Below are 24,717 nucleotides of genomic sequence, written 5' to 3' on the forward strand. Positions count from 1 at the left end.
AGGTGGGAACGAGGGGAAAAATCAGCCAACCAGCGCGGTGTAGGTGGCGTGGTCCATCAGCCCTTCAAGCTGGGTGGCGTCCGCAATGGTCATGCGCACGATCCAGCCTTCGCCCTCGGGGTCGCGGTTGATGAGGGCCGCGTCATCGGTCAGCGCATCATTGAAGGCCAGCACGTCGCCCGTGACGGGGGCATAGATGTCGGATGCCGCCTTGACGGATTCGACCACCGCCACGCTGTCGCCCTGCTCCACGGTGGTGCCGGGGTCACGCGCTTCGGAGAACACGATTTCGCCGAGTTCATTGGCCGCATGCGCCGTGATGCCGACCACGGCCTCATTGCCTTCAACGCGCAGCCACTCATGTTCCTTGGTGTAATAGACGGTCATGTCCGTGCTTCCTTGATCTGAATAGAAGTTTGAAAAACAGTAAAAAACTAGCGCTTGAACGTCGCAGCCACGAAGGGCAGCGCCACGACCGACACCGGCAGCAGCCGCCCGCGCACGCTGGCAAACAGCCGCGTGCCCACGGCTGCATGGTCGGTTGCCACATAGCCCATGGCCACCGGGCCACCCACGCTGGGGCCAAACGCGCCGGACGTGACCCGGCCCGCAGGCATCTGCCCCGCCTCATCGGCAAACAGTTCTGCCCCGCCGCGCACCGGGGCGCGCCCTTCGGCACGCAGGCCCACGCGGCGGCGCGTCGTGCCATCGGCAAGCTGGTCAGCCACGATCTGCGCGCCGGGGTAGCCACCCGCGCGCGCGCCACCGGGCTTGCGGCTTTTCTGGATGGACCATTCCAGAGCACCTTCCACCGGGGTGGTGGTCAGGTCGATATCCGCGCCGTACAGGCACAGACCGGCTTCAAGCCGCAGGCTGTCACGCGCGCCCAGCCCCACGGGGGCCACATCGGGCTGGGCCAGCAGGGCGCGGGCCACGGTTTCGGCGCCTTCGTTGGCCATGCCGATTTCATACCCGTCCTCGCCGGTATAGCCCGAGCGCGAGACGATGCAGTTCACGCCTGCAAGCGCCATTTCCGCCACATCCATGAAGCGCATGGCGGCGACAGCGGGGTTAAGGGCGACGAGTGCGGCCTCGGCAGCCGGGCCCTGAAGGGCGATCAGCGCGCGGCCATCGAGCATCTCGACCGTGCAGGTTGCGTTCAGGGCCTTGTGCACATGGGCAAAATCGGCCGCCTTGCACGCAGCATTGACCACGAGCAGCAGCCACTCGCCCATGTTGGTCACCATCAGGTCATCGCTTATGCCGCCATCATCGGTGGTGAACACGGCGTAGCGCTGGCGGCCGGGCTTGAGGCCCGCAATATCGGCAGGCACCAGCGCCTCGAGGGCGTGAGCCGCATCGGCGATGTTGCCCGAGCGCGGGCGGATGCGCACCTGCCCCATATGCGAGACATCGAACAGCCCGGCCTTGGTGCGCGTGTGCAGGTGCTCGGCCATGACGCCGGCGGGGTACTGCACCGGCATGTCATAGCCAGCAAACGGCACCATGCGGGCGCCGAGTTCGATATGAAGGTCGTAAAGCGGGGTGCGCAGCAGGGGCTGGGTCATGCGGGCTGGGCCTTATGCAGGTCCGCAGGCGCGCACGCGGCCCGACATGCCAGGCATGCGGGCGGGCAGGCACGCAACGCGCCAGCGGAACAGATCGGGGAAAATGCGGGGAACACGGTAACGAACGGCGTAGGCATGCGGGACTCCTGTCGAATCCTGTGTGGATTCCAAGTGCCCCTTCTGTCGCATGTGCCTGAGATCGCTATCCCGTCGGCGGGCATCCGGGTGAACGGACGCCTCTTTCCAGAAGTCTCGGCCGACCGGTCCTTTGGCCTGAGAGTTTCCGGGGCGGTTGCTCCTTCGGCGCTGGCGCGGGGCCAGTCTCTCCCGTGTCGACGAAGCTGACTTGACATGAGCCGACGCGCCAAGTCAATCCATGAAGATGCGCAATGAACGCGCACATCATGACACCGCCCACCGCAGGCATTACGTTCTGGGCCTGTAACGTAAAAAGGATGATCCCTTCATGACCAGCCCGCTGACCATCGTGGCCGAATTCCGGATTCCCGCCGAGCATCGCAATCACTTCCTCGAACTCTGCGCCTATGACAGTGCCCATTCGGTTGAGGATGAAAGCGGCTGCCAGCGCTTTGAGGCCGTCTGCCCGCTCGATGACCCGCAGACCGTCATCCTGGTGGAAGTCTATGATGATGAAGCCGCCTTCGAGGCCCATCTCGCCACGCCGCATTTCAAGGTGTTCGAAGTGGCCGTGAAGGAACTGGGTGCGGACCTCGTCAGCCTGCGCAAGACCGCCCGCATCGCGCCCCGCGCCTGAACACCTGCCTGTAGCCACAACAAAAAAGGCCGGAGGGAGCATGCCCCCTCCGGCCTTTCTTTTAGCCTGACACCCCGATCAGCGCGGCAGGTTCTGCGCGATATAGGGCGGCAGGACGAAAGAGGCGACATGCATCTCCGGCGTCCAGTAGCGCGTGTTGGCAATACCCGCCTTCTCGGCGCGCGCGCGGATCACATCCACTGACTGCCGACCCGGCACCGTGCCCTTGGCAGCCACGCCAAGCGTCATGAACCCGCCCACATAGGTCGGCACGGCGGCGACATAGGCCGAGACATGATCGAAGAACTGCGCACGCCGCGCGCTGGTGTCGCGCAGTTCATCGGCCTGCATGAACGGCACGCCGCACTGGTTCACGATAATGCCGTTGGCGCTCAGGATGCGGGCACAGTGCTTGTAGAACGAATCGGTAAACAGCACCTCGCCCACGCCGATCGGGTCGGTGCTGTCGACGATGATGACATCAAACGAGCCATCCGCCGCGTTCGTCACGTATTCAATGCCGTCACCCACGATCACCTCGGCGCGGGGGTCGTTCCACGCATCGCCCGCAATGCCGGGCAGGAACTTCTTTGAAAGTTCGATGACCTCGCCATCAATCTCGACCATCACGGCCTTTTCCACCGTGCGGTGCTCGAGCACGCGGCGCAGCACGCCGCCATCGCCCGCGCCGATGATCAGCACGCGCTTCGCATCGCCATGCTCGAGCAGCGGCACGTGGGTCAGCATTTCCTGGTAGACGAATTCGTCGCGTTCCGTGATCTGGACCACGCCATCGAGCATCAGCACCCGGCCAAGATCGACATTCTCGAACACCGCAATGTCCTGAAACTGGCTTTTGGTGCGTGCCAGCAGCCTGTCCACGCTCAGTTCCTGCCGCCAGCCCTGATACAGGCCCTCGCTGATCCACTCACGGGACATGACCAACCCCCTTTACGTCCTTAATCGATGCACATGAAAAAGCACGGGCCGGAAATACATCCGGCCCGCCACTTCGACTTTGATTTACTGAAAGCATGCCAGGGCGCATAAACGCCACCCCGGCCACAGCCCTTAAAGCTGCACGCGCCCACGGCGCTGCTCGTCCACCTCGATCCGGCCTGCCTGGAACAGGCGCTGCATGACCGGAATGGCAAGGTGCGGATCGCACGCCCCACACATGAAAATATCCACGGCGGCAAAATTGCGCTCGGGCCATGTGTGGATCGAGATGTGACTTTCCGCCAGCACGACCACGCCCGACACGCCGCCATTGGGCGTGAAGTGATGGAAGTGGCTGTGCAGGATCGTCGCCCCCGCCGTGACGGCGGCCTCGCACAGGGTACGGTCGATCTGTTCCGGATCATCGAGATTCCGGGCATCCCACAGATCGACAAGAAGGTGCGTTCCCGCAAACTTCATTCCGTCTTTCTCGACGAAATAATCCTTCCGGTCGTCCTCGGACGAAAACGGCGCTGAAGAGATCTGGTTATCGCTCGGGTGTTCCGAGACCATCCCCAGTTGAGCAAGTGCGTTCATCACGTACCCCCAAACCAGTAGACAGCCTGTTGGGCAGAATTGCCCCCTTGGGCCAAGAGAGGCGCTGATAGGGCCTGCGGGGCTTGGGGTGCAAGTGTTTTTCGCACTATGCGAAAAGTTTTTTGCACCCACCGCGCAACCCGTTACGAAAAGTGGTGTTTATTTTGCCGGTTTACGCTTCGCTTTTGCCGGTTTTCCTTTCTTTTTCGGGCTTTCGGGCGTTTTGGCGTCCGATGCCACTGTGGCTTTTTTGCCGCGCGGCTTGCGCACTGGCGCGGGCGGCTCTTCCACCGGCACGAGCGGTTTGTGTTCGAGCAACGGGCGCAGGAATCGCCCGGTATGGCTTTCAGGCGTGGCGGCCACCTGCTCGGGCGTGCCGCAGGCCACGATGCGGCCACCGCCATCGCCGCCCTCCGGCCCCATGTCGATCACCCAGTCAGCGGTCTTGATCACCTCGAGGTTGTGCTCGATCACCACCACCGTGTTGCCCTGGTCCACGAGCGCATGCAGCACCTCGAGCAGCTTGCGCACGTCCTCGGTGTGCAGGCCGGTGGTGGGTTCATCAAGAATGTAGAGCGTGCGGCCCGTAGCCCTGCGCGCCAGTTCCTTTGACAGCTTGACGCGCTGCGCCTCGCCACCCGAAAGGGTGGTGGCCTGCTGGCCCAGCGCCACGTAGCCCAGGCCCACCTTCTGCAATATGGCCAGCCGGTCGCGGATGCGCGGCACGGCGGAGAAATAGGGCAGCGCCTCATCCACCGACATGGCCAGCACGTCGGCAATCGACTTGCCGCGGAACTTCACGTCCAGCGTCTCGCGGTTGTAGCGCGCGCCCTTGCAGGTATCGCAGGTGACGAACACATCGGGCAGGAAGTGCATCTCGATCTTGAGCACGCCATCGCCTTGGCACGCCTCGCACCGCCCGCCCTTTACGTTGAACGAGAAGCGCCCGGGCTTGTAGCCGCGCGCCTTGCTCTCGGGCAGTTCGGCAAACCAGTCGCGGATGGGGCCGAACAGGTCGGTATAGGTGGCCGGGTTGGAGCGCGGCGTGCGTCCGATGGGCGACTGGTCGATATCGATGATCTTGTCGAGCTGGTCCAGCCCGTCGATGCTGGCATAAGGGGCCGGGTTCTGCCCCGAGCCCATCAGCTTGCGTGAGAGCGCCTTGTACAGCGTGTCGATCACCAGCGTGGACTTGCCGCCACCCGACACGCCGGTGACACAGGTAAACGTGCCCAAGGGGAACTTTGCGGTCACATCCTTGAGGTTATTGCCCGTAGCCCCGCGCAGCACGAGTTCGCGTTTGGGGTCGATCTTGCGGCGCTTGGCGGGCACGGGAATGCATTTGCGGCCTGACAGATAGGCACCGGTCAGGCTGTCCGGGTTAGCCGCCACTTCCTGCGGGGTGCCGGCGGCGACGATGTTGCCGCCATTCACACCTGCACCCGGCCCCATGTCGATCAGCCAGTCGGCGGCGCGGATGGCATCCTCGTCATGCTCGACGACGATCAGCGTATTGCCCAGCTTCTTGAGCCGGTCAAGCGTGCCGAGCAGGCGCTCATTATCGCGCTGGTGCAGGCCGATGGAGGGTTCATCAAGCACATACAGCACGCCCGTCAGCCCCGAGCCGATCTGGCTGGCCAGACGGATGCGCTGGCTCTCCCCGCCTGAAAGCGTGGCCGAGCCGCGTGATAGCGTGAGATAGTCCAGCCCCACGTCATCAAGAAAGCGCAGCCGGTCGAGGATCTCGCGCAAGATGCGCCGCGCGATCTCGGCGCGCTGGGGCGTGAGCGTTGCCTCCACCGTGCCGAACCATTCCAGCGCCCTGCTGATGGGCATGTCGGATGCCTGCGCAATGTTAAGACCCGCCACCCTGACCGAAAGGGCCTCGGGCCGCAGGCGCGCGCCATCGCACACATGGCAGGGTTTTTCGGACTGGTAGCGCGAGAGCTCCTCGCGCACCCATACGCTGTCGCTCTCGGCCATGCGGCGGCGCAGGTTGGTCACCACGCCCTCGAACGGCTTGGTCAGGCTGTAGGCGCGGCGGTCGTCGCGATAAGTGAACTCGATGGGGTCTTTCCCGCCCTCAAGGATCACGTCGCGCACGCCCTCGGGCAGGTCTTCCCACGGGGTATCCATCGACACGCCGTAATGTTTGGCGATGGAGGCCAGCGTCTGGGTGTAATACGGGCTCTGGCTGTTACGCCACGGTGCGATTGCACCCGCGGCGAGCGAGAGCGATTCGTCGGGTACGATCAGGCGCGGGTCGAAAAAGGTCTCCTGCCCGATGCCATCACAGGCCGGGCACGCGCCCTGCGGGGCGTTGAAGGAGAACAGGCGCGGCTCGACTTCCTCAAGCGTAAAGCCGCTGACCGGGCAGGCGAAGCGCGATGAGAACACCGTGCGCGGGGCTTCCTCGCCCTCCTTGGCACCTTTTACCACCTCTTCCGCATAGACCAGCCCGTCGGACAGGCCGAGGGCGGTCTCGAAACTGTCGGCCAGGCGGCTTTCAATGCCTTCCTTGACCACGATGCGGTCCACCACCGCCTCGACCGTGTGGCGCAGGCGGCGGTTGAGTTCGGGCACCTCGTCAATGGTGTAGAGCGTACCGTCCACCTTGGCGCGGGTGAAGCCCTTGCGCTGCAGATCGGCCAGTTCCTTCTTGCACTCGCCCTTGCGGTCACGCAGCACCGGGGCGAGCAGCATCAGCCGCGTGCCCTCGGGCATGGCCATGACGCGGTCAACCATCTGGCTGATGGTCTGCGCCTCGATCGGCAGGCCCGTGGCGGGCGAATACGGCACGCCTGCGCGCGCCCAGAGCAGGCGCATGTAGTCATGCACCTCGGTAACCGTGCCAACGGTCGAGCGGGGATTTTTGGATGTGGTCTTCTGCTCGATGGAGATGGCGGGCGACAGCCCCTCGATCGAATCGACATCGGGCTTGCCCATCAGCTCAAGGAACTGCCGGGCATAGGCCGAGAGGCTCTCGACGTAGCGGCGCTGGCCCTCGGCATAGACCGTATCGAACGCGAGCGAGGACTTGCCCGAGCCGGACAGGCCGGTCATGACCGTGAGCGCATCACGCGGAATGTCGACATCGACATTCTTGAGGTTATGCGCGCGGGCACCCCGCACGCGAATGGACTGCTGGCTGACATGCTGACCCGCCGGAACCTGCCCCGGACGCGAAGAAACGCTCATGAACTCTCCCTGTTCCGGTCCCGTGGGGGGAGCGGATGCTGGCCGCGATATCCGGCCCTGTCATATCTGGTCCCGCCGGTCCATTCGGACAAGGGTCGCGCCATCATGACGCGCACTCGCAATTCATACGATGATCCTTTAAGATCGCCGCACCTCTATTCACCATGGCTGCCTGATGAGGCAGCCAGCGTGGCAACCGGCGGGGCCAGCAGGCCGCGATCCGCCGGACCCATATTCGAAGGACAGCATATGGCGGGCAGCGTCAACAAGGTCATTCTGGTCGGCAACCTGGGCAAGGACCCCGAAGTGCGGAACAGCCAGAGCGGGGCGAAGATCGTCTCGCTCACCCTGGCCACGAGCGATACATGGAATGACCGCGCCTCGGGCGAGCGGCGCGAGCGCACCGAATGGCACCGGGTCGTGATCTTCAATGAACGCCTGGGCGACGTGGCCGAGCGCTTTTTGCGCAAGGGCCGCAAGGTCTACCTCGAGGGCACGCTCCAGACCCGCAAATGGACCGATCAGAGCGGCCAGGACCGCTACACCACCGAGGTGGTGATCGACCGCTTCCGTGGCGAGCTGGTGCTGCTTGACAGCAATCGCGGCGGTGACTCCGGCGGCGGCGATGACATGGGCGGCGGCTATGGCGGTGGTGGTGGTGGTGGCGGCGGCTACAGCGCGCCCGCGCGCAGCCAGCCCCAGCGCAACGAGCGCCCGGCAGGCGGCGGCGGTGGTGGTGGCGGATGGGACGCTCCCGCCGATGGCAGCGACCTGGACGACGAAATTCCGTTCTGAGCCGCCCCTGCCCCCTGCGCGGCGCTTCGCGCCGGGGGGCAAGCCATGCTATGAGAGACGCAGGGATATGATGGCCGCCAACCGCGCCATGCCTGCCTTCCGCTCCACCCCGTGCCCGCATGGCCATGGGGTGGATAACCCTGACTGACATGACGGAACTGCCTTGACCGAGATACCCGACGATCCCCTGCCCCCGTCCGACATGCTGCCGGTCACCATCGAGGAGGAAATGCGCTCCTCCTACCTGGCCTATGCCATGTCCGTCATTGTCAGCCGCGCCCTGCCTGATGTGCGCGACGGGCTGAAGCCGGTCCATCGCCGCATCCTGTATTCCATGCGCGAGAGCGGGTTCACGCACGACAAGCCCTACCGCAAGTCGGCCCGCGCGGTGGGTGACGTGATGGGTAAATACCACCCGCATGGCGACTCCTCGATCTACGACGCCATGGTGCGCATGGCGCAGTCGTGGTCGATGCGGGTGAAGCTGATCGACGGGCAGGGCAATTTCGGCTCGGTGGATGGCGATTCGCCTGCCGCCATGCGCTATACCGAGGCGCGCCTGGCCAAGGCCGCCTCCTTCCTGCTTGATGACATCGACCGCGATACCGTCGATTTCCAGCCCAACTATGATGAAAGCGAGCAGGAACCCAAGATCCTGCCCGCAGCCTTCCCCAACCTGCTGGTCAATGGCGCCTCGGGCATTGCGGTGGGCATGGCCACCAACATCCCGCCGCACAACCCCACCGAAATCATCGATGCGACGCTGGCGCTCATTGCACGCCCGGACATGACGCTCGATGACCTGCTGGAATACGTGCCCGGCCCCGACTTCCCCACCGGCGGCACCATCCTTGGCCGCGCGGGCATCCGCAGCGCGTTCGAGACCGGGCGCGGCTCGGTCATCATCCGTGCAAAGGCCGAGATCGAGGATATCCGCAAGGACCGCAAGGCCATCATCGTTACGGAAATTCCGTATCAGGTGAACAAGGCCACGTTGCAGGAGCGCATTGCCGACCTCGTGCGCACCAAGCAGGTGGAAGGCATCTCCGACATCCGCGACGAGAGCGACCGCTCGGGCATGCGCATCGTCATCGAGATCAAGCGCGAGGCGACACCAGAGGTGGTGCTCAACCAGCTCTACCGCTTCACGCAGCTCCAGACCTCGTTTGGCGTGAACATGCTGGCCCTTGATGGCGGCCAGCCGCGCCTGATGGGGCTGAAGGACGTGCTCGAGGCGTTCATCCGCTTCCGCGAGGACGTGATCCTGCGCCGCGCGCGCTTTGACCTCAACAAGGCCCGCGACCGCGCCCACCTGCTTGTTGGCCTGGTCATTGCGGTTGCCAACATCGATGCCGTGATCGCGCTGATCCGCTCGGCCCCCGACACCGCCGCCGCCCGCGCAGCGCTGATGGCGCGCGCATGGGATGCAGCCGACGTGGCGCCGCTGCTCGAACTCATCCACGATGAAGGCAATGTCATCGTGGACGGCAAGGTGCACCTGACCGAGGCGCAGGCCCGTGGCATCCTTGAGCTGCGCCTGCAGCGCCTGACCGGGCTGGAGCGCGACAAAATCCAGAGCGAACTCTCGGAAGTGGCAGTCAAGATCAACGAGCTGCTGGAGATCATCGCCAGCCGCCCGCGCCGCATGGAGGTGATGTGCACGGAACTCGCCACCATCCGCGCCGAACTCGCCACCCCGCGCGCCACCGACATTGCCGATTACGCTGGCGACCAGACCGATGAAAGCCTGATCGAACCCGGCCAGATGGTGGTCACCATCACGCGCGAGGGCTTCATCAAGCGCACGCCGCTTGATGTGTTCCGCGCCCAGAACCGGGGCGGGCGTGGCCGCACGGCGGCAGGGCGGCGGGGTGATGACATCATCGTCCGTTCGTTCAACGCACATACGCACCAGTGGGTGCTGTTCTTCTCATCGGGCGGCAAGGCCTACCGCGAGAAGGTGTGGCGCCTGCCCGAGGCCAGCCCCACCGCCAAGGGCCGCGCGCTGGTCAACCTGCTGCCCGACCTGGGCAGCGACACGATTACCGCCGTCCTGCCGCTGCCGCAGGATGAGGAGCTGTGGGAGAACCTGCATCTCGTCTTCGCCACTGCATCGGGCAGCGTGCGGCGTAACCGGCTGAGCGATTTCCGCAATATCCGCTCGTCCGGCCTGATCGCCATGAAGCTGGAAGGCGATGACCGCCTGATCGGTGTCGCCACCTGCCGCGAGGGGCAGGACGTGTTCCTCGGCACGCGCAACGCGCGCTGCATCCGCTTCCAGATCACCGATGACACGCTGCGCGTGTTTGCCGGGCGTGGCAGCTCGGGCGTGCGCGGCATAAAGCTGGCCGAGGGCGACAGCGTGAACAGCCTGTGCGTGCTCAACCATGTCGAGGCCACGGTGGAGGAACGCGCCGCCTACCTGCGCATGGCCAATGCCCGCCGCCGCGCCGAGGCCGCCGCCGGTGAGGAGGAAGCCGAGGACATCATCACCCCCGATGATGACGAAACCACAGGCGACCTGCCCCTGACCCCCGAGCGCTTTGCCGAACTCGAGGCGGCGGAGGAAGTGCTGCTGATCGTAAGCAACGCGGGCTTTGGCCGCCGGTCTTCCGCCTATGACTACCGCGTGAGCGGGCGGGGCGGGCAGGGCATCAACAACATGACCTTCTCGGCCAACAAGCGCGGCAACGCGGTGGTGGCCACCCTGCCGGTGCTCGAGGGCACGGATGTCATGCTGGTGACCGATGCGGGCCGCCTGATCCGCCTGCCGATCGCGCAGGTGCGCATCATGTCGCGCCAGGCTAGCGGCGTGACCCTGTTCCGCCTGAACGACACGGAAGAGGTGACCAGCGTCTTCCCCGTGATGGATGATGGCGAAGAGGGCGAGGACGGTGATGCCGCCGAGGCCGCCACCCCTGATGCTGGCGGCGATGACTGAGGCCGCGCCCGCCCGCACCGGCTTCTATCCGGGCACGTTCGATCCCGTGACCTGCGGGCACATGGATATTATCGAACGCGCTGCCGGGCTGATGGACCGGCTGGTGATCGGGGTGGCCGAAAACCCCGACAAGCACCCGCTCCTGCCGCTGGAAGAGCGGATCCTGTGCCTGCGCACCGATATCGCCCCGCTCAATGCGGGGCGGGCCATGCCTATCACCGTTGTCGGTTTTACGGGGCTGGTGGTGCATGCGGCGCGTACGCATGGGGCGCATGCAATCATTCGCGGGCTGCGGGCGGTTGCGGATTTCGAATACGAGAACCAGATGTTCGGTATGAACCAGCACATGGCCCCGGACATTGACACGCTGTTCCTCATGGCGCGCGAGGGGCACCAGTACGTTTCCTCGCGGCTGGTCAAGGAAATAGCGAAGCTGGATGGGGACATTTCCGGTTTTGTCCCTCCCTTTACGTGCAGGCACATCCTGAGCCGCCTGCGCGGCTGACGGGCCGAGACCGCGCCCCGCGCGGGCCTGCCCTCCCACACCCCAATTTACGAAACGGATCACAATGTCTGCTACAGAAAACAAGTCCGACCTGATCAACGTCGATCTCAAGACAGGACGGGTGGTGATCCGCCTGCGTCCCGACATTGCGCCGCTGGCCGCAGAGCGCATCCGCACGCTGGCGGCGGAAGGCTTTTATGACAACACGCCCTTCCACCGCGTGATCCATGGCTTCATGGCGCAGGGCGGCGACCCCACGGGCACCGGTACCTCGGGCAGCAAGCTGCCGGACCTGAAGGCCGAGTTCACCAACAAGGCGAAGTTCGAGCGCGGCACGGTGGGCATGGCCCGCACCATGAACCCCGATAGCGCGAACAGCCAGTTCTTCATCATGTTCGAGCCCTCGCCGCACCTTGATGGCCAGTACACCATCGTGGGCCAGGTGATTGAAGGCATGGACCATATCGACCAGATCAAGCGCGGCGCGGGCCAGAGCGGCATGGTGCAGGACCCCGACCGCATCATCAAGATGCGCCCGGCCGACGCCGAGGCCTGATTGGCCACCTGCCGGGCTGCGCACCCTGCCGCCGCCCGGCACCCCTGCGCATGCGCATAAACGGCACGCGCAGGTTGACACTCCCGCCGTGGATGTTTAGAGACCTGCCCAAGGCGCCACGCCCCGGTGTAACCCCGGCGGGCAGGCCCCTTAATGAAACAGGTCATGTGAGCCGGTAGCTCAGTCGGTAGAGCATTCGACTTTTAATCGAATGGTCGTGGGTTCGAATCCCACCCGGCTCACCAGAACCCCTTCTTTCTTTTCCTGCTTTTTGTGGCTCCTACGCCGCTGTTGCCACCTGTTGCATAGCGTGGGTGATGGTTGTTCGTGTCTGTTTGCGCGAACACGTGGCGCTGCACCCTTATTCCCGTAAAATCTTGATATGGCCGCCATGGACCACCCGGCCCGTGACGATAACGCGTGGCCGAATACCAGCTTTCATGGGCCAGACGGGCTACGAAAAAGTGCGTTTTCAGGCGACTTCATATTCGTTTTAATAATTAAGTTATCTTATCGATGATTTTTTATAATTTTATGTCTTGATCTGGGGCCATTTTTTCCAATAAATGGCCTTCCGCCATGCGGTCACAGGATATTCGCACATTCCGGCCGCTTTCTCTCCCGCTATCGTTGCCGGTGCAATGGATGGCGAACCTGCCCCGGCACAGCCCGGCGCAGGTGCTTCAAAGTCTGTGAGATGCCATGAGCCTGCACCCCGTCCTGACCGCCGTGACCGAGCGGGTCATCACCCGTTCGGCCCGCACCCGCAGGGCCTATCTGGACCTGATTGCCCGCGAGCGTGAAAATGGCATCAGCCGCCCCCGCCTGGCCTGCGGCAACCTGGCCCATGCCATTGCGGCCTCGGGCAGCGACAAGGCGGGCCTGCGCGCGGCGGGCGGCATGAATGTGGGCATCATCACCGCCTATAACGACATGCTCTCCGCCCACCAGCCCTATGCCCGCTACCCCGACCAGATCAGGCTGTTCGCGCGTGAGGTGGGCGGCACGGCGCAGGTGGCCGGTGGCACGCCCGCCATGTGCGATGGCGTGACGCAGGGCCAGCCGGGCATGGAAATCTCGCTGTTCAGCCGTGATGTCATTGCGCTGTCCACCGCTGTCGGGCTGAGCCATGGCATGTATGAAGGCGTTGCCATGCTCGGCATCTGCGACAAGATCGTGCCCGGCCTGCTCATGGGCGCGCTGCGCTTTGGCCACCTGCCCACCATCCTGATCCCGTCCGGCCCCATGCCATCGGGCCTGCCCAATAGCGAGAAACAGCGCATCCGCCAGCTTTATGCCGAGGGCAAGGTGGGCAAGGACAGGCTCATGGATGCGGAATCAGAATCCTACCATGCAGCAGGCACCTGCACCTTTTATGGCACGGCCAACACCAACCAGATGCTCATGGAGGTAATGGGCCTGCACCTGCCCGGCTCCTCCTTCGTGCCGCCCAACACAAAACTGCGGCAGGAACTGACGCGTGCCGCCATCCACCGCCTGAGCGAGATCGGCGCGCGCGGCGAGGATTACCGCCCGCTGGGGCTGTGTGTTGATGAACGCGCCATTGTCAACGCCGCTGTGGGCCTGCTGGCCACGGGTGGGTCGACCAACCTTGCCATCCACATTCCCGCCATGGCGCGGGCGGCGGGCATCATCATCGACTGGACCGACCTCGACCAGCTTTCCGCCATCGTGCCGCAGCTCACCCGCGTGTACCCCAACGGGTCGGAGGATGTGAACGCCTTCCACGCAGTGGGCGGCATGCCCAGCCTGATCGGCTCGCTGCTCGATGCGGGGCTGCTGCACCCCGATATCCTGACCGTGGCGCGTGGCGGCTTCAGTGAATACCGCAAGAAGCCTGAACTGCGTGAGGACAAGGTGGTGTGGGAAGAAGCTGGCCCTTCCACCAATGAGAGCATCCTGCGCCCGCCCGCCAATCCCTTCCGCGCCGATGGCGGCATTAAGGTGATGGAAGGCAATCTGGGGCGCGGCATCTACAAGACCAGTTCCGTCGCACCCGAGCGCTGGACCATCGAGGCCCCGGTCGCCGTGTTCGACCACCAGGAAGACGTGCTGACCGCCTTCCGCGCAGGCAAACTCGACCGGGATGTGGTTGTCGTGGTGCGCTTTCAGGGCCCCGCCGCCAATGGCATGCCGGAACTGCACAAGCTCACCCCCACGCTGGCGGTGTTGCAGGACCGGGGGCACAAGGTGGCGCTGGTGACCGATGGCCGCATGTCGGGTGCAAGCGGCAAGGTGCCCGCCGCCATTCATATCGGGCCGGAAGCCTATGTGGGCGGGCCACTATCGCTGCTGCGCGATGGCGATGTGGTGCGCGTGTGCGCCCAGACCGGCCGCATCGAGGCACTGGTGGAGGCCAGCGTGCTGGCCGACCGCACGCCTGCCCGGCCACCTGCGCCGCAGTTTGGTACCGGGCGCGAGCTGTTTGCGCTGATGCGCAATCATGTGGACCTGCCCGAGCAGGGGGCCTCGGCCATTCTTGCTTCCATGGACCACATGGCGGCACAACAGAGCGCATGAACCCCAACGCCTTGCACAAGGGAGCCGACATGGCCCGCATTGAAGAGATCATGACCCTTGCCCCGGTTATTCCGGTGCTGGTCATTCACGACCCCGCCCATGCCCGCCCGGTGGCCGAGGCCCTTGTGGCCGGTGGCCTGCGCGCGCTGGAAGTCACCCTGCGCACCGACTGCGCGCTGGAAGTGATTGCCGAGATGGCGAAGGTGGAAGGCGCGGTTGTGGGCGCTGGCACTGTGCTCAATGGTGATGACCTCAAGCGCTCGGTCGATGCGGGGGCCCGCTTCATTGTCAGCCCCGGCCTGACCACGGATGTGGCGCAGGCCGCACGGGCGAGCGACGTGCCGCTGCTGCCCGGCACGGCCAATGCCAGCGACATCATGCGCGGGCTGGACCTTGGGCTGACGCATTTCAAGTTCTTCCCCGCCACAGCCGCAGGCGGCATCCCGGCGCTGAAAGCCCTGTCCGCCCCGTTTGGCCAGGCGCGGTTCTGCCCCACCGGCGGCATCAAGGCCGAGACCGCAGCCGACTGGCTGGGCCTGCCCTCCGTGCTGTGCGTGGGCGGCTCGTGGCTGGTGCCCGCCGGCGCGCCCGATGTGGCGGCCATTACCGCGCGCGCCCAGCAGGCCGCAGCCCTGAAAGCCTGATAAACCAAAAGTTTCCGGGTGCAGCCTTTTTTCAAAAAGGCTGCATTCTTCGACGCTTTTTGAAAAAATCTTTGCCAGATATTCTACCACACCCGCCGAAAGGTCAGGTTGTAGCGGCACGGCCCCGTAACCGGGTGCTGGCCTGCCCTGAGCGGTGCAATGCCGTGGAATACATGCCGCGACGGGCCTCCCCACACCACAACATCACCATGTAGCAACGCAATACGCTGGACCGGGTCCGTGCGCTGCAACCCGCCCCACTGGAAGATGGCGGGCAGGCCGAAAGAGACGGAGACCACTGGCGCATCCGCCCGTTCATCACCGTCCTGATGCAGCCCCATGCGCGCGCCGGGGCGGTAGCCGTTGATCAGGCAGGTATCGGGCGCAAACCCTTCATGCCCGGCCAGCCGTGCTGCCTCAACGGCCCAGTTCCGCCACGCAGGCGGCAACGCAGGCCAGGGCTGACCGGTCATGGGGTCGCGGCTTTCATAACGGTGGCCCTGCGCGTCGCTGCACCAGCCTGCCGCGCCGCAACAGGTCATGGCGACCGACATGGTGCCCCCGCCCACCACCGTCATGCGCCGGAAGGGGGAGAGACGGGCAATCTGCCTTATGCCCGCCAGCATCTCCTGCGCCTGCAAGGCAGCATGCCCGCGTAGCACCATGGCTCCGGCATCGAGCACCTCAAGCCTTGGCGTGGCTGCGGGCGGTAGGTCAAGCATGAATTCCTGCTGCGCCATGCCCGGTCTTTTCCCCTTGTGCCCTGCTACGGACCGTTAAGAGATTATTTGAAAACAACGCATTGAAAAAAATAAAAGTTTCAGGGTATCGTTTTTTCAACAAAGGTGGCGTTCTTCAAAGTTTTCTAAACTAAGCTTCACCAAAAACTTCCTTTGATTTTAAATCGCTATCATGCACCGCCTTTTTCAACAAATGGCATTTGGATGCTGGATCACATCTTCAGGCACCCTTCAGAAAGGATATGGGCACGCACCTTAAAAGCGGCACCGTGCCATCATCATTCCGGTTGCCCGCATACCATCATGACAAAAATGCTCCCCCTCCCCGCCTTAACCGGGCAGGATCGTTTTCTTTGAAAGAGCGTGAAATCTTCAATAGGCATCTGAAATGAAAAATATAATTGATCTGTTAGGAATAGCGCCTGAAAAAATAAAAATCATCTCTGAAAAACAATATGATAATCTTGAAAAAATAGATGACCGTGTAGATTATGAATTTTTCAATGATGGATTTTGCTTACGCAAGGAATCCCGGAAAAACATCATTGATAATATCTTTTTCTATAGCAAAAATTACGGGTATGGCTACCAAGCTTATCATGGAGAACTACCTTTGGGCCTCCGCTTTGACATGAGCCGCGCAGAAGTCCACCAATTATGCGGAAAACCTGATTCCAGTCGGGGCGCAATAACACTGCCAGCACTTGGCGCAGTGCCACCCATGGATAAATACGTCAGAAATTCCATAACAGTTAATATAAATTATAGTTTTGATGAATATTCAATATTATACATAATTGCAAACATTGATTAGTATTCTATGAAAAGTAGAAATGAAAGATGCATTTAATTTTTTAGAAAAACCCTGACAGCATAAAAGATATTTTGGGAAATGGATGCGATGAAATTCAGGACATAAAATGCATAACCGATTACATCTTCCATGCTGATGGATTTTCCATGCACAAGGAACCAGAAGAAAATTTTATCAGCGCCATTTCCTGTTATGGCAAAACAGACGGGCATGGTTACCAGATGTAGCGGGCGACCTGCCGTTTGGCATCAATATCAACATGACCCGCGCAGAAGTCCGCCACCTGTGGGGAGAACCAGATTTCAGCCAGGACGTGATGAAACTGCCTGTGCCTGGAAAAACGGACCCCATGGACTGTTACTTCAAGAACGGTATGGAGTGGCAAAGACCATCCGCCACAAGGCCATCTCCCAGCCCGGCCCGCGGCACCCTTTTGCAGGCATCCGCATAAAAAAAGGGGCACCCGCACCGGATGCCCCTTTCCCATAAGCAAGACAGCACTCAATCAGAAGCTGTTGTCATCGCCCGCGTCAAACCCGCCGTCATCAAAACCGCCACCATCGCCAGCGCCACCGGCATCAAAACCGGAATCCGCCGTGGTGCCGCCACCGGCAAACGGGTCGGCGCCGCCGGTGCCTGCCGTGCTGTCACCGTAGTTGTTGTTGATGATGGTCTCGCCCGTGCCGCCCTGCGGCATGCCGCTGGCAAAGCCGCCATCATCATGGTGCCCGCTGAACAGGCCGGTCAGCGCGTTGCCCATCATCATGCCACCGGCCACACCGGCTGCCGTGGTCAGGGCCGAACCCAGAAAGCCCGAACCACCCGAGCGGAACATGCCCGGCTGCATGCCCTGCGGGTAAACCGGCTGCGGCGGCGGTGATGAAGGTGCAGTCCCACCCCAGCCTGGCGGGGGCGCTGCCTGCTGCGTGCGCTGGCCGCCACCAAAAATGCCGCTGAGGAACCCGCCACCGCTGCCACCCGATGCCTGCTGCGGGGGCACCTGCTGCTGCATCTGCTGGATCTGCTGCTGTGCCTGCTGGAGCTGCCACTGCAACTGGCGAATCCGGTTCTGCGCCTCGGCCAGGGCCGCTTCCTGCACCACGGCGGTCTGGGTGATGCGGTAGCGGGCTTCAGGATATTTCTGGAACATCTGCCCGATATACTGATCGGCCTGCGGGTCGATCGGCGGGAGGGCGGTTGTCGTCTGCGGCACGCTGCCGGGGGCATTGCCCCCCACGCGGGCAAAAAACTGTGTGATCAGTTCGCGTTCCTGGTCATTCATCCTGTCTGTCCTGCCTTGGGCTGGGATACCGTATCCCTGCTGATGTGGTCCGTGCGGGCGCAATAAGCAAGGCCCCAACCTGCCATGCGGGGCCGCTTTGGGCGTATGGCACGCCCGACCTTCCGGTCGGGGCCGCATAACGGTATGCTGTCGCGCGATTTTGCGCCAGATGGCGCAGACCACTCCCCGTTTACCGGAGCATTTCGTTCATGGACCCGGCCCCCGTGCCCCGATCACCCACCTCACCGCGCCCGCTGTCCTTTCAGGGGCTTATCCTGAAGCTGCACCAGTTCTGGTCCGATCAGGGCTGCGCCATCCTCCAGCCCTATGATACGGAGGTGGGCGCTGGCACGCTCTCGCCGCACACCACGCTGCGCGCGCTTGGCCCCAAGCCGTGGAAGGCCGCCTACGTGCAGCCGTGCCGCCGCCCGTCCGATGGCCGCTATGGCGAGAACCCGAATCGCCTCCAGCACTATTACCAGTACCAGGTACTGCTCAAGCCCACGCCGGAGGAGAGCCAGAAGCTGCTGCTCGACAGCTACCGCGCCATCGGCATCGACCCGCTCGAGCACGACATCCGCTTTGTGGAAGATGACTGGGAGAACCCCACCATCGGCGCCTGGGGCCTGGGGTGGGAAGTGTGGTGCGATGGCATGGAGGTGACGCAGTTCACCTACTTCCAGCAGGTTGGCGGCATTCCCACCGTCATGCCCTCCACCGAACTCACCTACGGGCTGGAACGGCTGGCCATGTACGTGCAGGGAATCGAGAATGTCTATGACCTCGATTTCAACGGCCAGGGCCTGAAATATGGCGATGTGTTCCTGCGTGCCGAGCAGGACTATTCGCGCCACAACTTCGAGGTGGCGGATGTGGAGATGCTGCACCGGCACTTCATTGATGCCGAGCGCGAATCCACCGCCCTGGCCGAGGCCGGGCTGGCCCAGCCCGCCTATGACCAGTGCCTCAAGGCCAGCCACCTGTTCAACCTGCTCGACGCGCGCGGCGTGATCAGCGTAAGCGAGCGCGCCGCCTATATCGGCCGCGTGCGCAACCTGGCCAGGCGCTGCTGTGAAACGTGGCTGGCGGGCGAGGAATAAGAGATCATGCCCGAACTGCTTATCGAACTCTTCTCCGAGGAAATTCCCGCCCGCATGCAGGCGCGCGCGGCCTCCGACCTCGAACGCCTCGTAACCGAGGCGCTGGGCCCCCTCAAGCCACGCGCGGCTGCAGCCTATGCCAGCCCGCGCCGCATTGCACTCTCGCTTGAAGTCGATGCCACCGTGCCCGGCAGCACGGTCAATGAACGCGGCCCGCGTGAAGGCGCGCCAGAAAAGGCGCTGGCGGGCTTCACGCGCAAGCATGGCGTGACACAGGATGCGCTGACGCTGGAAAACGGCTTCTGGGTACTGCACCGCGAGATTCCGCCCGTTGATGCCGCAACCCGCATTGCCGAGGTTCTGCCCGGCCTGCTGCGCCGCTTCCCGTGGCCCAAATCCATGCGCTGGGGCGTAGGCAGCGCCTTTACATGGGTGCGCCCGCTGCGCCGCATCGTGTGCCTGCTTGATGGAAAAGTGGTCGATTTCACGCTGGCGGAAGGCGAGGATAACGGCCACGGCCTGAAATCCGGCAACCTGACCGAGGGTCACCGCTTCACCAGACCCGGCGCCTTTGCCGTCAGCAGTACGCAGGACTGGCTGGACGGCCTGCGCGCCCACGAGGTCGAGCCCGATGCCGCCCGCCGCCGCACCCTGATTGCCGAAGGCGTTGCCCGCCTTGCAGGCGAGGAAGGGCTGAACGTGGTGGCCGATCCTGGCCTGATTGACGAGGTTGCGGGGCTGACCGAATGGCCGGTGCCCTTCCTTGGCCAGATCGATGATGAATTCATGACCCTGCCGCCTGAGGTCATGCAGGTTTCCATGCGCGTGAACCAGCGTTACTTCGCGCTGCGTAATTCCGATGGATCGGCTGCACCCCGCTTCGCCTTCGTGGCCAACCTGCTGCCCAGTGATGGCGGGACGCTGACGATTGCAGGCAACGAGCGCGTGCTGCGCGCCCGCTTTGCCGATGCCCGCCATTTCTGGGATCTCGACCGCGCCGCCACGCTGGCCAGCCGCGTGCCCGCACTTGACCGCATCGTGTTCCATGCAAGCCTTGGCAGCCAGGGCGCGCGCGTGCGGCGCATCGTGCGGCTGGCGGGCATCCTTGCGGGCATGACCGGGGCCGACCCGGCGCAGGCCAAACGCGCAGCCCTTTTGTGCAAGGCGGACCTGACCACCGGCATGGTAGGCGAGTTCCCCGAGCTTCAGGGCATCATGGGGGCCTATTACGCCCGCCATGATGGCGAACCCGCTGCCGTGGCCGATGCCATTGGCGCGCATTACATGCCGCGTGGGCCACTCGATGCGGTGCCCACCGCCCCGGTCTCGGTTGCAATCGCGCTGGCCGACAAGATCGACATGCTGGTGGCCTTCTTTGCCGCAGGCGAGAAGCCGGGCGGCTCGGGCGACCCGTATGCGCTGCGCCGGGCAGCCCTTGGCGTCATCCGCATCATCCGTGAAAACGGGCTGCGGCTGGATCTGGCAAAAGTGTTCTGGGAGGCAGCCCAAGGCCTGCCCGAGGCCCTGCGCCTTGCACCCGATCTGGACGTGCTGCCCGAATTCGTGGCCGACCGCCTGCGCGTGCAGTTGCGTGGCGAAGGCGCGCGGCATGACATCCTGGCCGCCGTATCGGTAGGTAATACCGATACCGACATCGTGCGCCTGCTGGCCCGTGCCAAGGCCATTGCCGACATGCTGGAAACTGATGACGGGCGCAACATGCTCGCCGCCACCAAGCGTGCCGCCAATATCCTGCGCATTGAGGACCGCAAGGACGGCCCGCATGAAGGCACGCCCAACCCCGCGCTGTACGCCCAGACGGAGGAAAAGGCGCTGGCCGATCAACTGGCCACGACCATTCCCGCCGTCGAGCAGGCAACCGCTCAGGAACGCTACGCCGATGCCATGCGCGATGTCGCGGCCCTGCGCCCCGCACTCGACCAGTTCTTTGACAAGGTGACGGTCAATGACAACGACCCCGCCATCCGCGCCAACCGCCTGCGCCTGCTGTCGGAGCTATGCCGCATGACGGTGCTGATTGCCGATTTCAGCCAGATCGAAGGCTGATAAACCTTTAAAAAACAAATGTTTTTGGGTGCCGCCTTTTTTTAAAAAGGCGGCATTCTTTTTGAAGCTTTTTGAAAAAAGCTTCATCAAAAACTTTTATCTGTTTCCCGGTTCAGGCCAGATAGACCAGCCGGGCGGGCCGGTTGCCGTGCACCACCACCACGGCATTCTGCCGGAACCGCCGCGCCAGACCCAGCCCACGCGCAAGCTCCACCCGCACGCCATAAAGCGGTTCGGACCACCGGCCCAGCCTGCCTTCCCCCAACGCATGGGGCAGCCCGTGCAGGGCGCGGGCCAGATGCGCCATCATGCGCCGGTTCCAGCCATCGGGCCGTAGCCTGCCACCGGGGTTGCACGCACTGAGCAGAATAATATCGCCCGCAGGCGCGCGCCCCCACCAGCGCGGCCTGTGACCAATGCGAATGACCGGCAGGCCAGCCACATGATAGGTGCTGAGCCGGTAGGAACGGTGGATGGCGGGCGTGGGCGGCAGGATCGCCACTGTCAGTCCTTCTCCCCCGGCGTGGCCTCACCAAAGGTGGAATTGCGATGCACCCACGCCGACATGAGCAGCCCGAAGCCGAACATGACCATGAGCATGGCCGACCCGCCATAGGAAATCAGCGGCAGCGGCACGCCACCCACCGGGATCGCCCCCATCACCATAGACAGGTTGACTGCGCAGTACAGAAAGAAGTTCATGGAAATGCCAAGCCCGAGCAGCCGCCCGAACTGGTTGCGGCTGCGCATGGCAATCAGCATGCCGCCAAATACCAGCAGCAGCAGCATGACGATGACGGTAATGCCACCCACATACCCCCATTCCTCCGCGATCATGGTGAAGATGAAGTCGGTCTGCTTTTCAGGCAGGAAGTTGAGCTGCCCCTGCGTGCCCCGCAGGTAGCCCTGCCCCCACATGCCACCCGACCCCAGCGCGATCTTGGACTGGATGATGTTGTAGCCCGCGCCAAGCGGATCACTTTCAGGGTGGAGGAAGGTGGTCACCCGCGCCTTCTGGTAGTCATGCAGGTGGCCATAGGCGATCTTGGCCAGGAAGGGCATGGGCAGCACCAGCAGCGCGATCTGCCACAGCCGCATGCCCGCGCCAAAGAACATGCTCGCCCCCACCGTGCCGATGATGACGGCCGTGCCCAGGTTCGGCTCCTTGAGCACAAGGGCGACCGGCAGCAGCACCATGACGGCAGGCGGCACCAGCATAAGCGGGTTGCCCATGCTGCGGTAACTGATCTTGTGAAACCACGAGGCCAGCATGAGCACCAGCGCGATCTTGGCCAGTTCCGAGGGCTGGACCTGCATGCCGCCCAGCATCAGCCACCGCTCCGCCCCCTTGCCCACATGCCCCATGCGCAGCACCGCAACGAGCAGGATGAGCGAGAAGATGTAAAGCGGCCACGCCATACGCACTAAAATGGCCGGACTCATCAATGCGATGCCCAGCATCATGACCAGACCAAAGCAGAAGCGGATGGATTGCGGCCCGGCAAACGGCCGCGACGTGCCCCCGCCTGCCGAATACAGCGCGCCGTAGCCAATCACCGCCAGCGCACAGATCAGCAGCACATACAGCCAGTTGACCTGCCACAGCTTGGTCAGGATCTGGAAATTGGGTTCGGCGCGCAGCAGGCGCTTCTGGAATTTCATTCCATTCTCCACAACAGGCGCGGGCATGGCGGGGGGCCGTTGGCCCGTATCAGTCCACCTCGGCCTGCGCCACTTCCTGGCCCGGCGGCTCGCGGTGGTTGACCGGGTCGCGGCGCAGGGTATCGGTCATGATATCACGCGCAAGGGGGGCTGCGACATCGGCACCCGCATTGCCGTGCTCGATCACCACGGCCGTTGCGTAACGCGGGGCATCATAGGGCGCAAAACAGATGAACAGCGCGTGGGGGCGGTATTCCCACGGCAGGTTGGCCGAGTTGAAGTGCCCGCTCTCGCGCATGGCGCGCGAAACACGCCGCACCTGCGCCGAGCCGGTCTTGCCCGCCATCTGCACGCCCGGAATGTCCAGCCGCGCCTTGGGGGCGGTGCCGCCCTCTTCGTTCACCACGGCGAACATGCCTGCCCGTATGTCTTCAAAAAAGTGCTCGGGCATGTCCATGCCCGGCGCGCGGCCAAGATCGGTCAGGTCCGCCATGCGCCCCGCCACCGAGCGGATCAGGTGCGGCTGCACGTTACGCCCCGTGGCGATGCGCGAGGCATAGGTGGCAAGCTGCAGCGGCGTCACCTGCACGAAACCCTGCCCGATGCCGCTGACAATGGTGTCGCCGCCATTCCAGTGGTGGCCATGCGCGCGCCGCCACGTGGGCGTGGGGATCAGCCCCTGGCGCACATGCGGCAGTTCGATCTCGGGCAGTTTGGCGCCAAGACCGAACAGCTCGGACGTGGCGGCAATCGGGTCCATGCCGGTGCGGCGCGCGACTTCATAGAAGAACACGTCGCACGAATATTTCAGCCCCTGCCGCAGGTTGATCGTGCCATGCCCGTAGCGCGACCAGCAATGAAAGCGCGTGCCGCCCACATCGATATAACCGGGGCAGTTGATGCGGTCGGACGGGGTCAGCGTGCCTGCACGGAGTGCTGCCATGGCCACGGCGGGCTTGAAGGTGGAACCGGGCGGATACAGCCCCGACACCGCCTTGTTGATGAGCGGGGTCTGGCTGTTGTTGGTCCACTCGATCCACTGCGCCTGGCTCACACCACTATCGAACAGCGAGGGGTCGAAGGAGGGGTTGCTGACCATGGCCAGCACCTCGCCATTGCGGCAGTCCATCACCACCGCGCTGGCCGACTGGTCGCCAATGCGGCCAAGCACCTGCTGCTGCAGGCCGCTATCGATGGTAAGCGCGATCTCGTCACCCGCAAGGCCGGGGTCGCGGTCAAGTTCGGCCATGACGCGGCCGACCGCGTTGACCTCCATCTCCACCGACCCCACCTGCCCGCGCAGGTTCAGGTCCTGTGTCTGCTCGATGCCCGAGCGCCCCACGCGCATGCCCGGCAGGGCGAGTTCGGCATTATGCACCACGTCCTTTTCAGCCGGGGGGGCCACATAGCCCACCACATGCGCCATGAGCGGGCCGAAGGGATAGACGCGCGTCGTGCCCACATCGATCAGCACGCCCGGCAGCGAGGGCATGTTGAGTTCAAGCCGCGCCATGTCATCCCATGACAGGAAATCACGCAGCATGATGGGAATGAACCGCCGCTTGTGGCGCAGTTCATGCTCGATGCGCACGCTGTCGCGCGGCTCGAGCGGCACGAGCTGGGCAAAACGCTCGAGCGTGCCGTTGATGTCGCTGGTTTCCTCGGCCAGCAGCAGGGCGCGCCAGTTGATGCGGTTGGCCGCGACCGAGATGCCGAACCGGTCGGTAATGCGCCCGCGCGGCGGGGCGAAGAAGCGTTTGCTCAGGCGGTTGTTTTCCGCAAGCTTCGCATAATGGCTGCCGTTGAGAACCTGAAGCCCGTACAGACGTTCACCCAATGCCCCGAGCACCGCGCCCTGGGCCGCCATGAGCAGCAGGGCGCGACGGGTAAAGACGCCACGGGAGGGATTCTTGCCCTCCTCCGGGCGCGACATGAGCCGGTTGCCGGATTTCTTCTTGCGTAACTTCATTTACTCATCCGGCACGCAGGCCGT

Annotated in this window: 20 protein-coding genes, 1 tRNA gene and 1 riboswitch; of the genes, 11 read left to right on the top strand and 10 right to left on the bottom strand. The window is 63.7% G+C overall.

Features of this window, described 5'->3' with window-relative positions; all coding sequences use genetic code 11:
- Window positions 1-21: 21 nt before the first annotated feature.
- The gene (gene gcvH, locus QEG70_RS07745) at window positions 22-387 is read right to left on the bottom strand and encodes a glycine cleavage system protein GcvH (RefSeq protein ID WP_308720131.1); all 366 of its coding nucleotides are present in this window, start codon (window positions 385-387) and stop codon (window positions 22-24) included.
- Between the two features lie 47 nt (window positions 388-434).
- Window positions 435-1,568, bottom strand: a complete 1,134-nt coding sequence (gene gcvT / locus QEG70_RS07750; RefSeq protein ID WP_308720132.1) for a glycine cleavage system aminomethyltransferase GcvT — start codon at window positions 1,566-1,568, stop codon at window positions 435-437.
- Window positions 1,569-1,820: 252 nt separating this feature from the next.
- A riboswitch (glycine riboswitch) is annotated at window positions 1,821-1,908 on the bottom strand.
- A 126-nt stretch (window positions 1,909-2,034) separates the two neighbouring features.
- Here gcvT and QEG70_RS07755 point away from each other — a divergent pair.
- Window positions 2,035-2,343 (top strand): antibiotic biosynthesis monooxygenase family protein, encoded by a 309-nt coding sequence (locus tag QEG70_RS07755; protein ID WP_308720133.1) that lies wholly within the window; start codon window positions 2,035-2,037, stop codon window positions 2,341-2,343.
- A gap of 78 nt (window positions 2,344-2,421) precedes the next feature.
- Here QEG70_RS07755 and speE read toward each other — a convergent pair whose 3' ends face one another.
- The 3 genes from speE to uvrA all read right to left on the bottom strand — a co-directional run bounded on the left by speE (window position 2,422) and on the right by uvrA (window position 7,077).
- Window positions 2,422-3,282, bottom strand: a complete 861-nt coding sequence (speE, locus tag QEG70_RS07760) for a polyamine aminopropyltransferase (RefSeq protein WP_308720134.1) — start codon at window positions 3,280-3,282, stop codon at window positions 2,422-2,424.
- Window positions 3,283-3,414: 132 nt separating this feature from the next.
- Window positions 3,415-3,879, bottom strand: coding sequence for an adenosylmethionine decarboxylase (speD, locus tag QEG70_RS07765; RefSeq protein WP_025437442.1), 465 nt, complete (start codon window positions 3,877-3,879; stop codon window positions 3,415-3,417).
- 159 nt (window positions 3,880-4,038) lie between these two features.
- Window positions 4,039-7,077, bottom strand: coding sequence for an excinuclease ABC subunit UvrA (gene uvrA / locus QEG70_RS07770; protein ID WP_308720135.1), 3,039 nt, complete (start codon window positions 7,075-7,077; stop codon window positions 4,039-4,041).
- 249 nt (window positions 7,078-7,326) lie between these two features.
- On the opposite strand from uvrA, the gene ssb reads away from it, so the two are divergent.
- From ssb to eda, 7 genes are all read left to right on the top strand, one after another.
- Entirely contained in the window at window positions 7,327-7,872 is a 546-nt protein-coding gene (gene ssb, locus QEG70_RS07775; RefSeq protein ID WP_308720136.1) for a single-stranded DNA-binding protein, read from the top strand.
- 163 nt (window positions 7,873-8,035) lie between these two features.
- The gene (gene gyrA, locus QEG70_RS07780) at window positions 8,036-10,813 is read left to right on the top strand and encodes a DNA gyrase subunit A (RefSeq protein ID WP_308720137.1); all 2,778 of its coding nucleotides are present in this window, start codon (window positions 8,036-8,038) and stop codon (window positions 10,811-10,813) included.
- Window positions 10,806-11,318, top strand: a complete 513-nt coding sequence (gene coaD, locus QEG70_RS07785; RefSeq protein WP_308720138.1) for a pantetheine-phosphate adenylyltransferase — start codon at window positions 10,806-10,808, stop codon at window positions 11,316-11,318. Before gyrA ends, coaD begins: the two co-directional genes overlap by 8 nt.
- 64 nt (window positions 11,319-11,382) lie before the next feature.
- A complete protein-coding gene (locus QEG70_RS07790) occupies window positions 11,383-11,874 on the top strand; it encodes a peptidylprolyl isomerase (protein WP_061274494.1) in 492 nt (163 codons plus the stop codon).
- Between the two features lie 169 nt (window positions 11,875-12,043).
- Window positions 12,044-12,119, top strand: a tRNA-Lys gene (locus QEG70_RS07795).
- A 457-nt stretch (window positions 12,120-12,576) separates the two neighbouring features.
- Window positions 12,577-14,415: a phosphogluconate dehydratase gene (gene edd / locus QEG70_RS07800; RefSeq protein WP_308720139.1), complete on the top strand. Its 1,839-nt coding sequence runs from the start codon at window positions 12,577-12,579 to the stop codon at window positions 14,413-14,415.
- Window positions 14,416-14,444: 29 nt separating this feature from the next.
- The gene (gene eda / locus QEG70_RS07805) at window positions 14,445-15,059 is read left to right on the top strand and encodes a bifunctional 4-hydroxy-2-oxoglutarate aldolase/2-dehydro-3-deoxy-phosphogluconate aldolase (protein WP_308720140.1); all 615 of its coding nucleotides are present in this window, start codon (window positions 14,445-14,447) and stop codon (window positions 15,057-15,059) included.
- A gap of 83 nt (window positions 15,060-15,142) precedes the next feature.
- Here eda and alkB read toward each other — a convergent pair whose 3' ends face one another.
- Window positions 15,143-15,799 carry a DNA oxidative demethylase AlkB gene (alkB, locus tag QEG70_RS07810; RefSeq protein WP_308720141.1) on the bottom strand — a complete coding sequence of 219 codons (657 nt, stop codon included), beginning with the start codon at window positions 15,797-15,799 and terminating at the stop codon, window positions 15,143-15,145.
- A 388-nt stretch (window positions 15,800-16,187) separates the two neighbouring features.
- Here alkB and QEG70_RS07815 point away from each other — a divergent pair, with 388 nt between their 5' ends.
- The gene (locus QEG70_RS07815) at window positions 16,188-16,613 is read left to right on the top strand and encodes a hypothetical protein (RefSeq protein ID WP_308720142.1); all 426 of its coding nucleotides are present in this window, start codon (window positions 16,188-16,190) and stop codon (window positions 16,611-16,613) included.
- 505 nt (window positions 16,614-17,118) lie between these two features.
- Here QEG70_RS07815 and QEG70_RS07820 read toward each other — a convergent pair.
- Window positions 17,119-17,895: a DUF2076 domain-containing protein gene (locus tag QEG70_RS07820; RefSeq protein ID WP_308720143.1), complete on the bottom strand. Its 777-nt coding sequence runs from the start codon at window positions 17,893-17,895 to the stop codon at window positions 17,119-17,121.
- Between the two features lie 209 nt (window positions 17,896-18,104).
- Between QEG70_RS07820 and QEG70_RS07825 the strand changes: the two genes are divergently transcribed.
- Together QEG70_RS07825 and glyS are read left to right on the top strand one after the other, a co-directional pair.
- Complete coding sequence (locus QEG70_RS07825; RefSeq protein WP_061274502.1) at window positions 18,105-18,995, top strand: glycine--tRNA ligase subunit alpha; 891 nt, start codon at window positions 18,105-18,107, stop codon at window positions 18,993-18,995.
- Between the two features lie 6 nt (window positions 18,996-19,001).
- Window positions 19,002-21,062 carry a glycine--tRNA ligase subunit beta gene (gene glyS, locus QEG70_RS07830; RefSeq protein WP_308720144.1) on the top strand — a complete coding sequence of 687 codons (2,061 nt, stop codon included), beginning with the start codon at window positions 19,002-19,004 and terminating at the stop codon, window positions 21,060-21,062.
- 112 nt (window positions 21,063-21,174) lie between these two features.
- Here glyS and QEG70_RS07835 read toward each other — a convergent pair whose 3' ends face one another.
- From QEG70_RS07835 to mrdA, 3 genes are read right to left on the bottom strand one after another with little or no spacing between them, the layout of a single operon-like run.
- Complete coding sequence (locus QEG70_RS07835) at window positions 21,175-21,564, bottom strand: DUF3293 domain-containing protein (RefSeq protein WP_308720145.1); 390 nt, start codon at window positions 21,562-21,564, stop codon at window positions 21,175-21,177.
- A gap of 2 nt (window positions 21,565-21,566) precedes the next feature.
- Window positions 21,567-22,724: a rod shape-determining protein RodA gene (gene rodA, locus QEG70_RS07840; protein WP_308720146.1), complete on the bottom strand. Its 1,158-nt coding sequence runs from the start codon at window positions 22,722-22,724 to the stop codon at window positions 21,567-21,569.
- Window positions 22,725-22,773: 49 nt separating this feature from the next.
- On the bottom strand, window positions 22,774-24,693 hold the full coding sequence (gene mrdA / locus QEG70_RS07845; protein ID WP_308720147.1) for a penicillin-binding protein 2: 1,920 nt from the start codon (window positions 24,691-24,693) through the stop codon (window positions 22,774-22,776).
- Window positions 24,694-24,717: the final 24 nt, after the last annotated feature.

The sequence above is a fragment of the Komagataeibacter xylinus genome, assembly GCF_031081985.1.
Lineage (GTDB): Bacteria > Pseudomonadota > Alphaproteobacteria > Acetobacterales > Acetobacteraceae > Komagataeibacter > Komagataeibacter xylinus_E.

Bases quoted from the DNA above. Each gene is read 5' to 3' on its own strand.
- gcvH (WP_308720131.1), bottom strand. From the start codon at position 387: ATGACCGTCTATTACACCAAGGAACATGAGTGGCTGCGCGTTGAAGGC.
- gcvT (WP_308720132.1), bottom strand. From the start codon at position 1,568: ATGACCCAGCCCCTGCTGCGCACCCCGCTTTACGACCTTCATATCGAA.
- QEG70_RS07755 (WP_308720133.1), top strand. From the start codon at position 2,035: ATGACCAGCCCGCTGACCATCGTGGCCGAATTCCGGATTCCCGCCGAG.
- speE (WP_308720134.1), bottom strand. From the start codon at position 3,282: ATGTCCCGTGAGTGGATCAGCGAGGGCCTGTATCAGGGCTGGCGGCAG.
- speD (WP_025437442.1), bottom strand. From the start codon at position 3,879: ATGAACGCACTTGCTCAACTGGGGATGGTCTCGGAACACCCGAGCGAT.
- uvrA (WP_308720135.1), bottom strand. From the start codon at position 7,077: ATGAGCGTTTCTTCGCGTCCGGGGCAGGTTCCGGCGGGTCAGCATGTC.
- ssb (WP_308720136.1), top strand. From the start codon at position 7,327: ATGGCGGGCAGCGTCAACAAGGTCATTCTGGTCGGCAACCTGGGCAAG.
- coaD (WP_308720138.1), top strand. From the start codon at position 10,806: ATGACTGAGGCCGCGCCCGCCCGCACCGGCTTCTATCCGGGCACGTTC.
- QEG70_RS07790 (WP_061274494.1), top strand. From the start codon at position 11,383: ATGTCTGCTACAGAAAACAAGTCCGACCTGATCAACGTCGATCTCAAG.
- edd (WP_308720139.1), top strand. From the start codon at position 12,577: ATGAGCCTGCACCCCGTCCTGACCGCCGTGACCGAGCGGGTCATCACC.
- eda (WP_308720140.1), top strand. From the start codon at position 14,445: ATGGCCCGCATTGAAGAGATCATGACCCTTGCCCCGGTTATTCCGGTG.
- alkB (WP_308720141.1), bottom strand. From the start codon at position 15,799: ATGGCGCAGCAGGAATTCATGCTTGACCTACCGCCCGCAGCCACGCCA.
- QEG70_RS07815 (WP_308720142.1), top strand. From the start codon at position 16,188: ATGAAAAATATAATTGATCTGTTAGGAATAGCGCCTGAAAAAATAAAA.
- QEG70_RS07820 (WP_308720143.1), bottom strand. From the start codon at position 17,895: ATGAATGACCAGGAACGCGAACTGATCACACAGTTTTTTGCCCGCGTG.
- QEG70_RS07825 (WP_061274502.1), top strand. From the start codon at position 18,105: ATGGACCCGGCCCCCGTGCCCCGATCACCCACCTCACCGCGCCCGCTG.
- glyS (WP_308720144.1), top strand. From the start codon at position 19,002: ATGCCCGAACTGCTTATCGAACTCTTCTCCGAGGAAATTCCCGCCCGC.
- rodA (WP_308720146.1), bottom strand. From the start codon at position 22,724: ATGAAATTCCAGAAGCGCCTGCTGCGCGCCGAACCCAATTTCCAGATC.
- mrdA (WP_308720147.1), bottom strand. From the start codon at position 24,693: ATGAAGTTACGCAAGAAGAAATCCGGCAACCGGCTCATGTCGCGCCCG.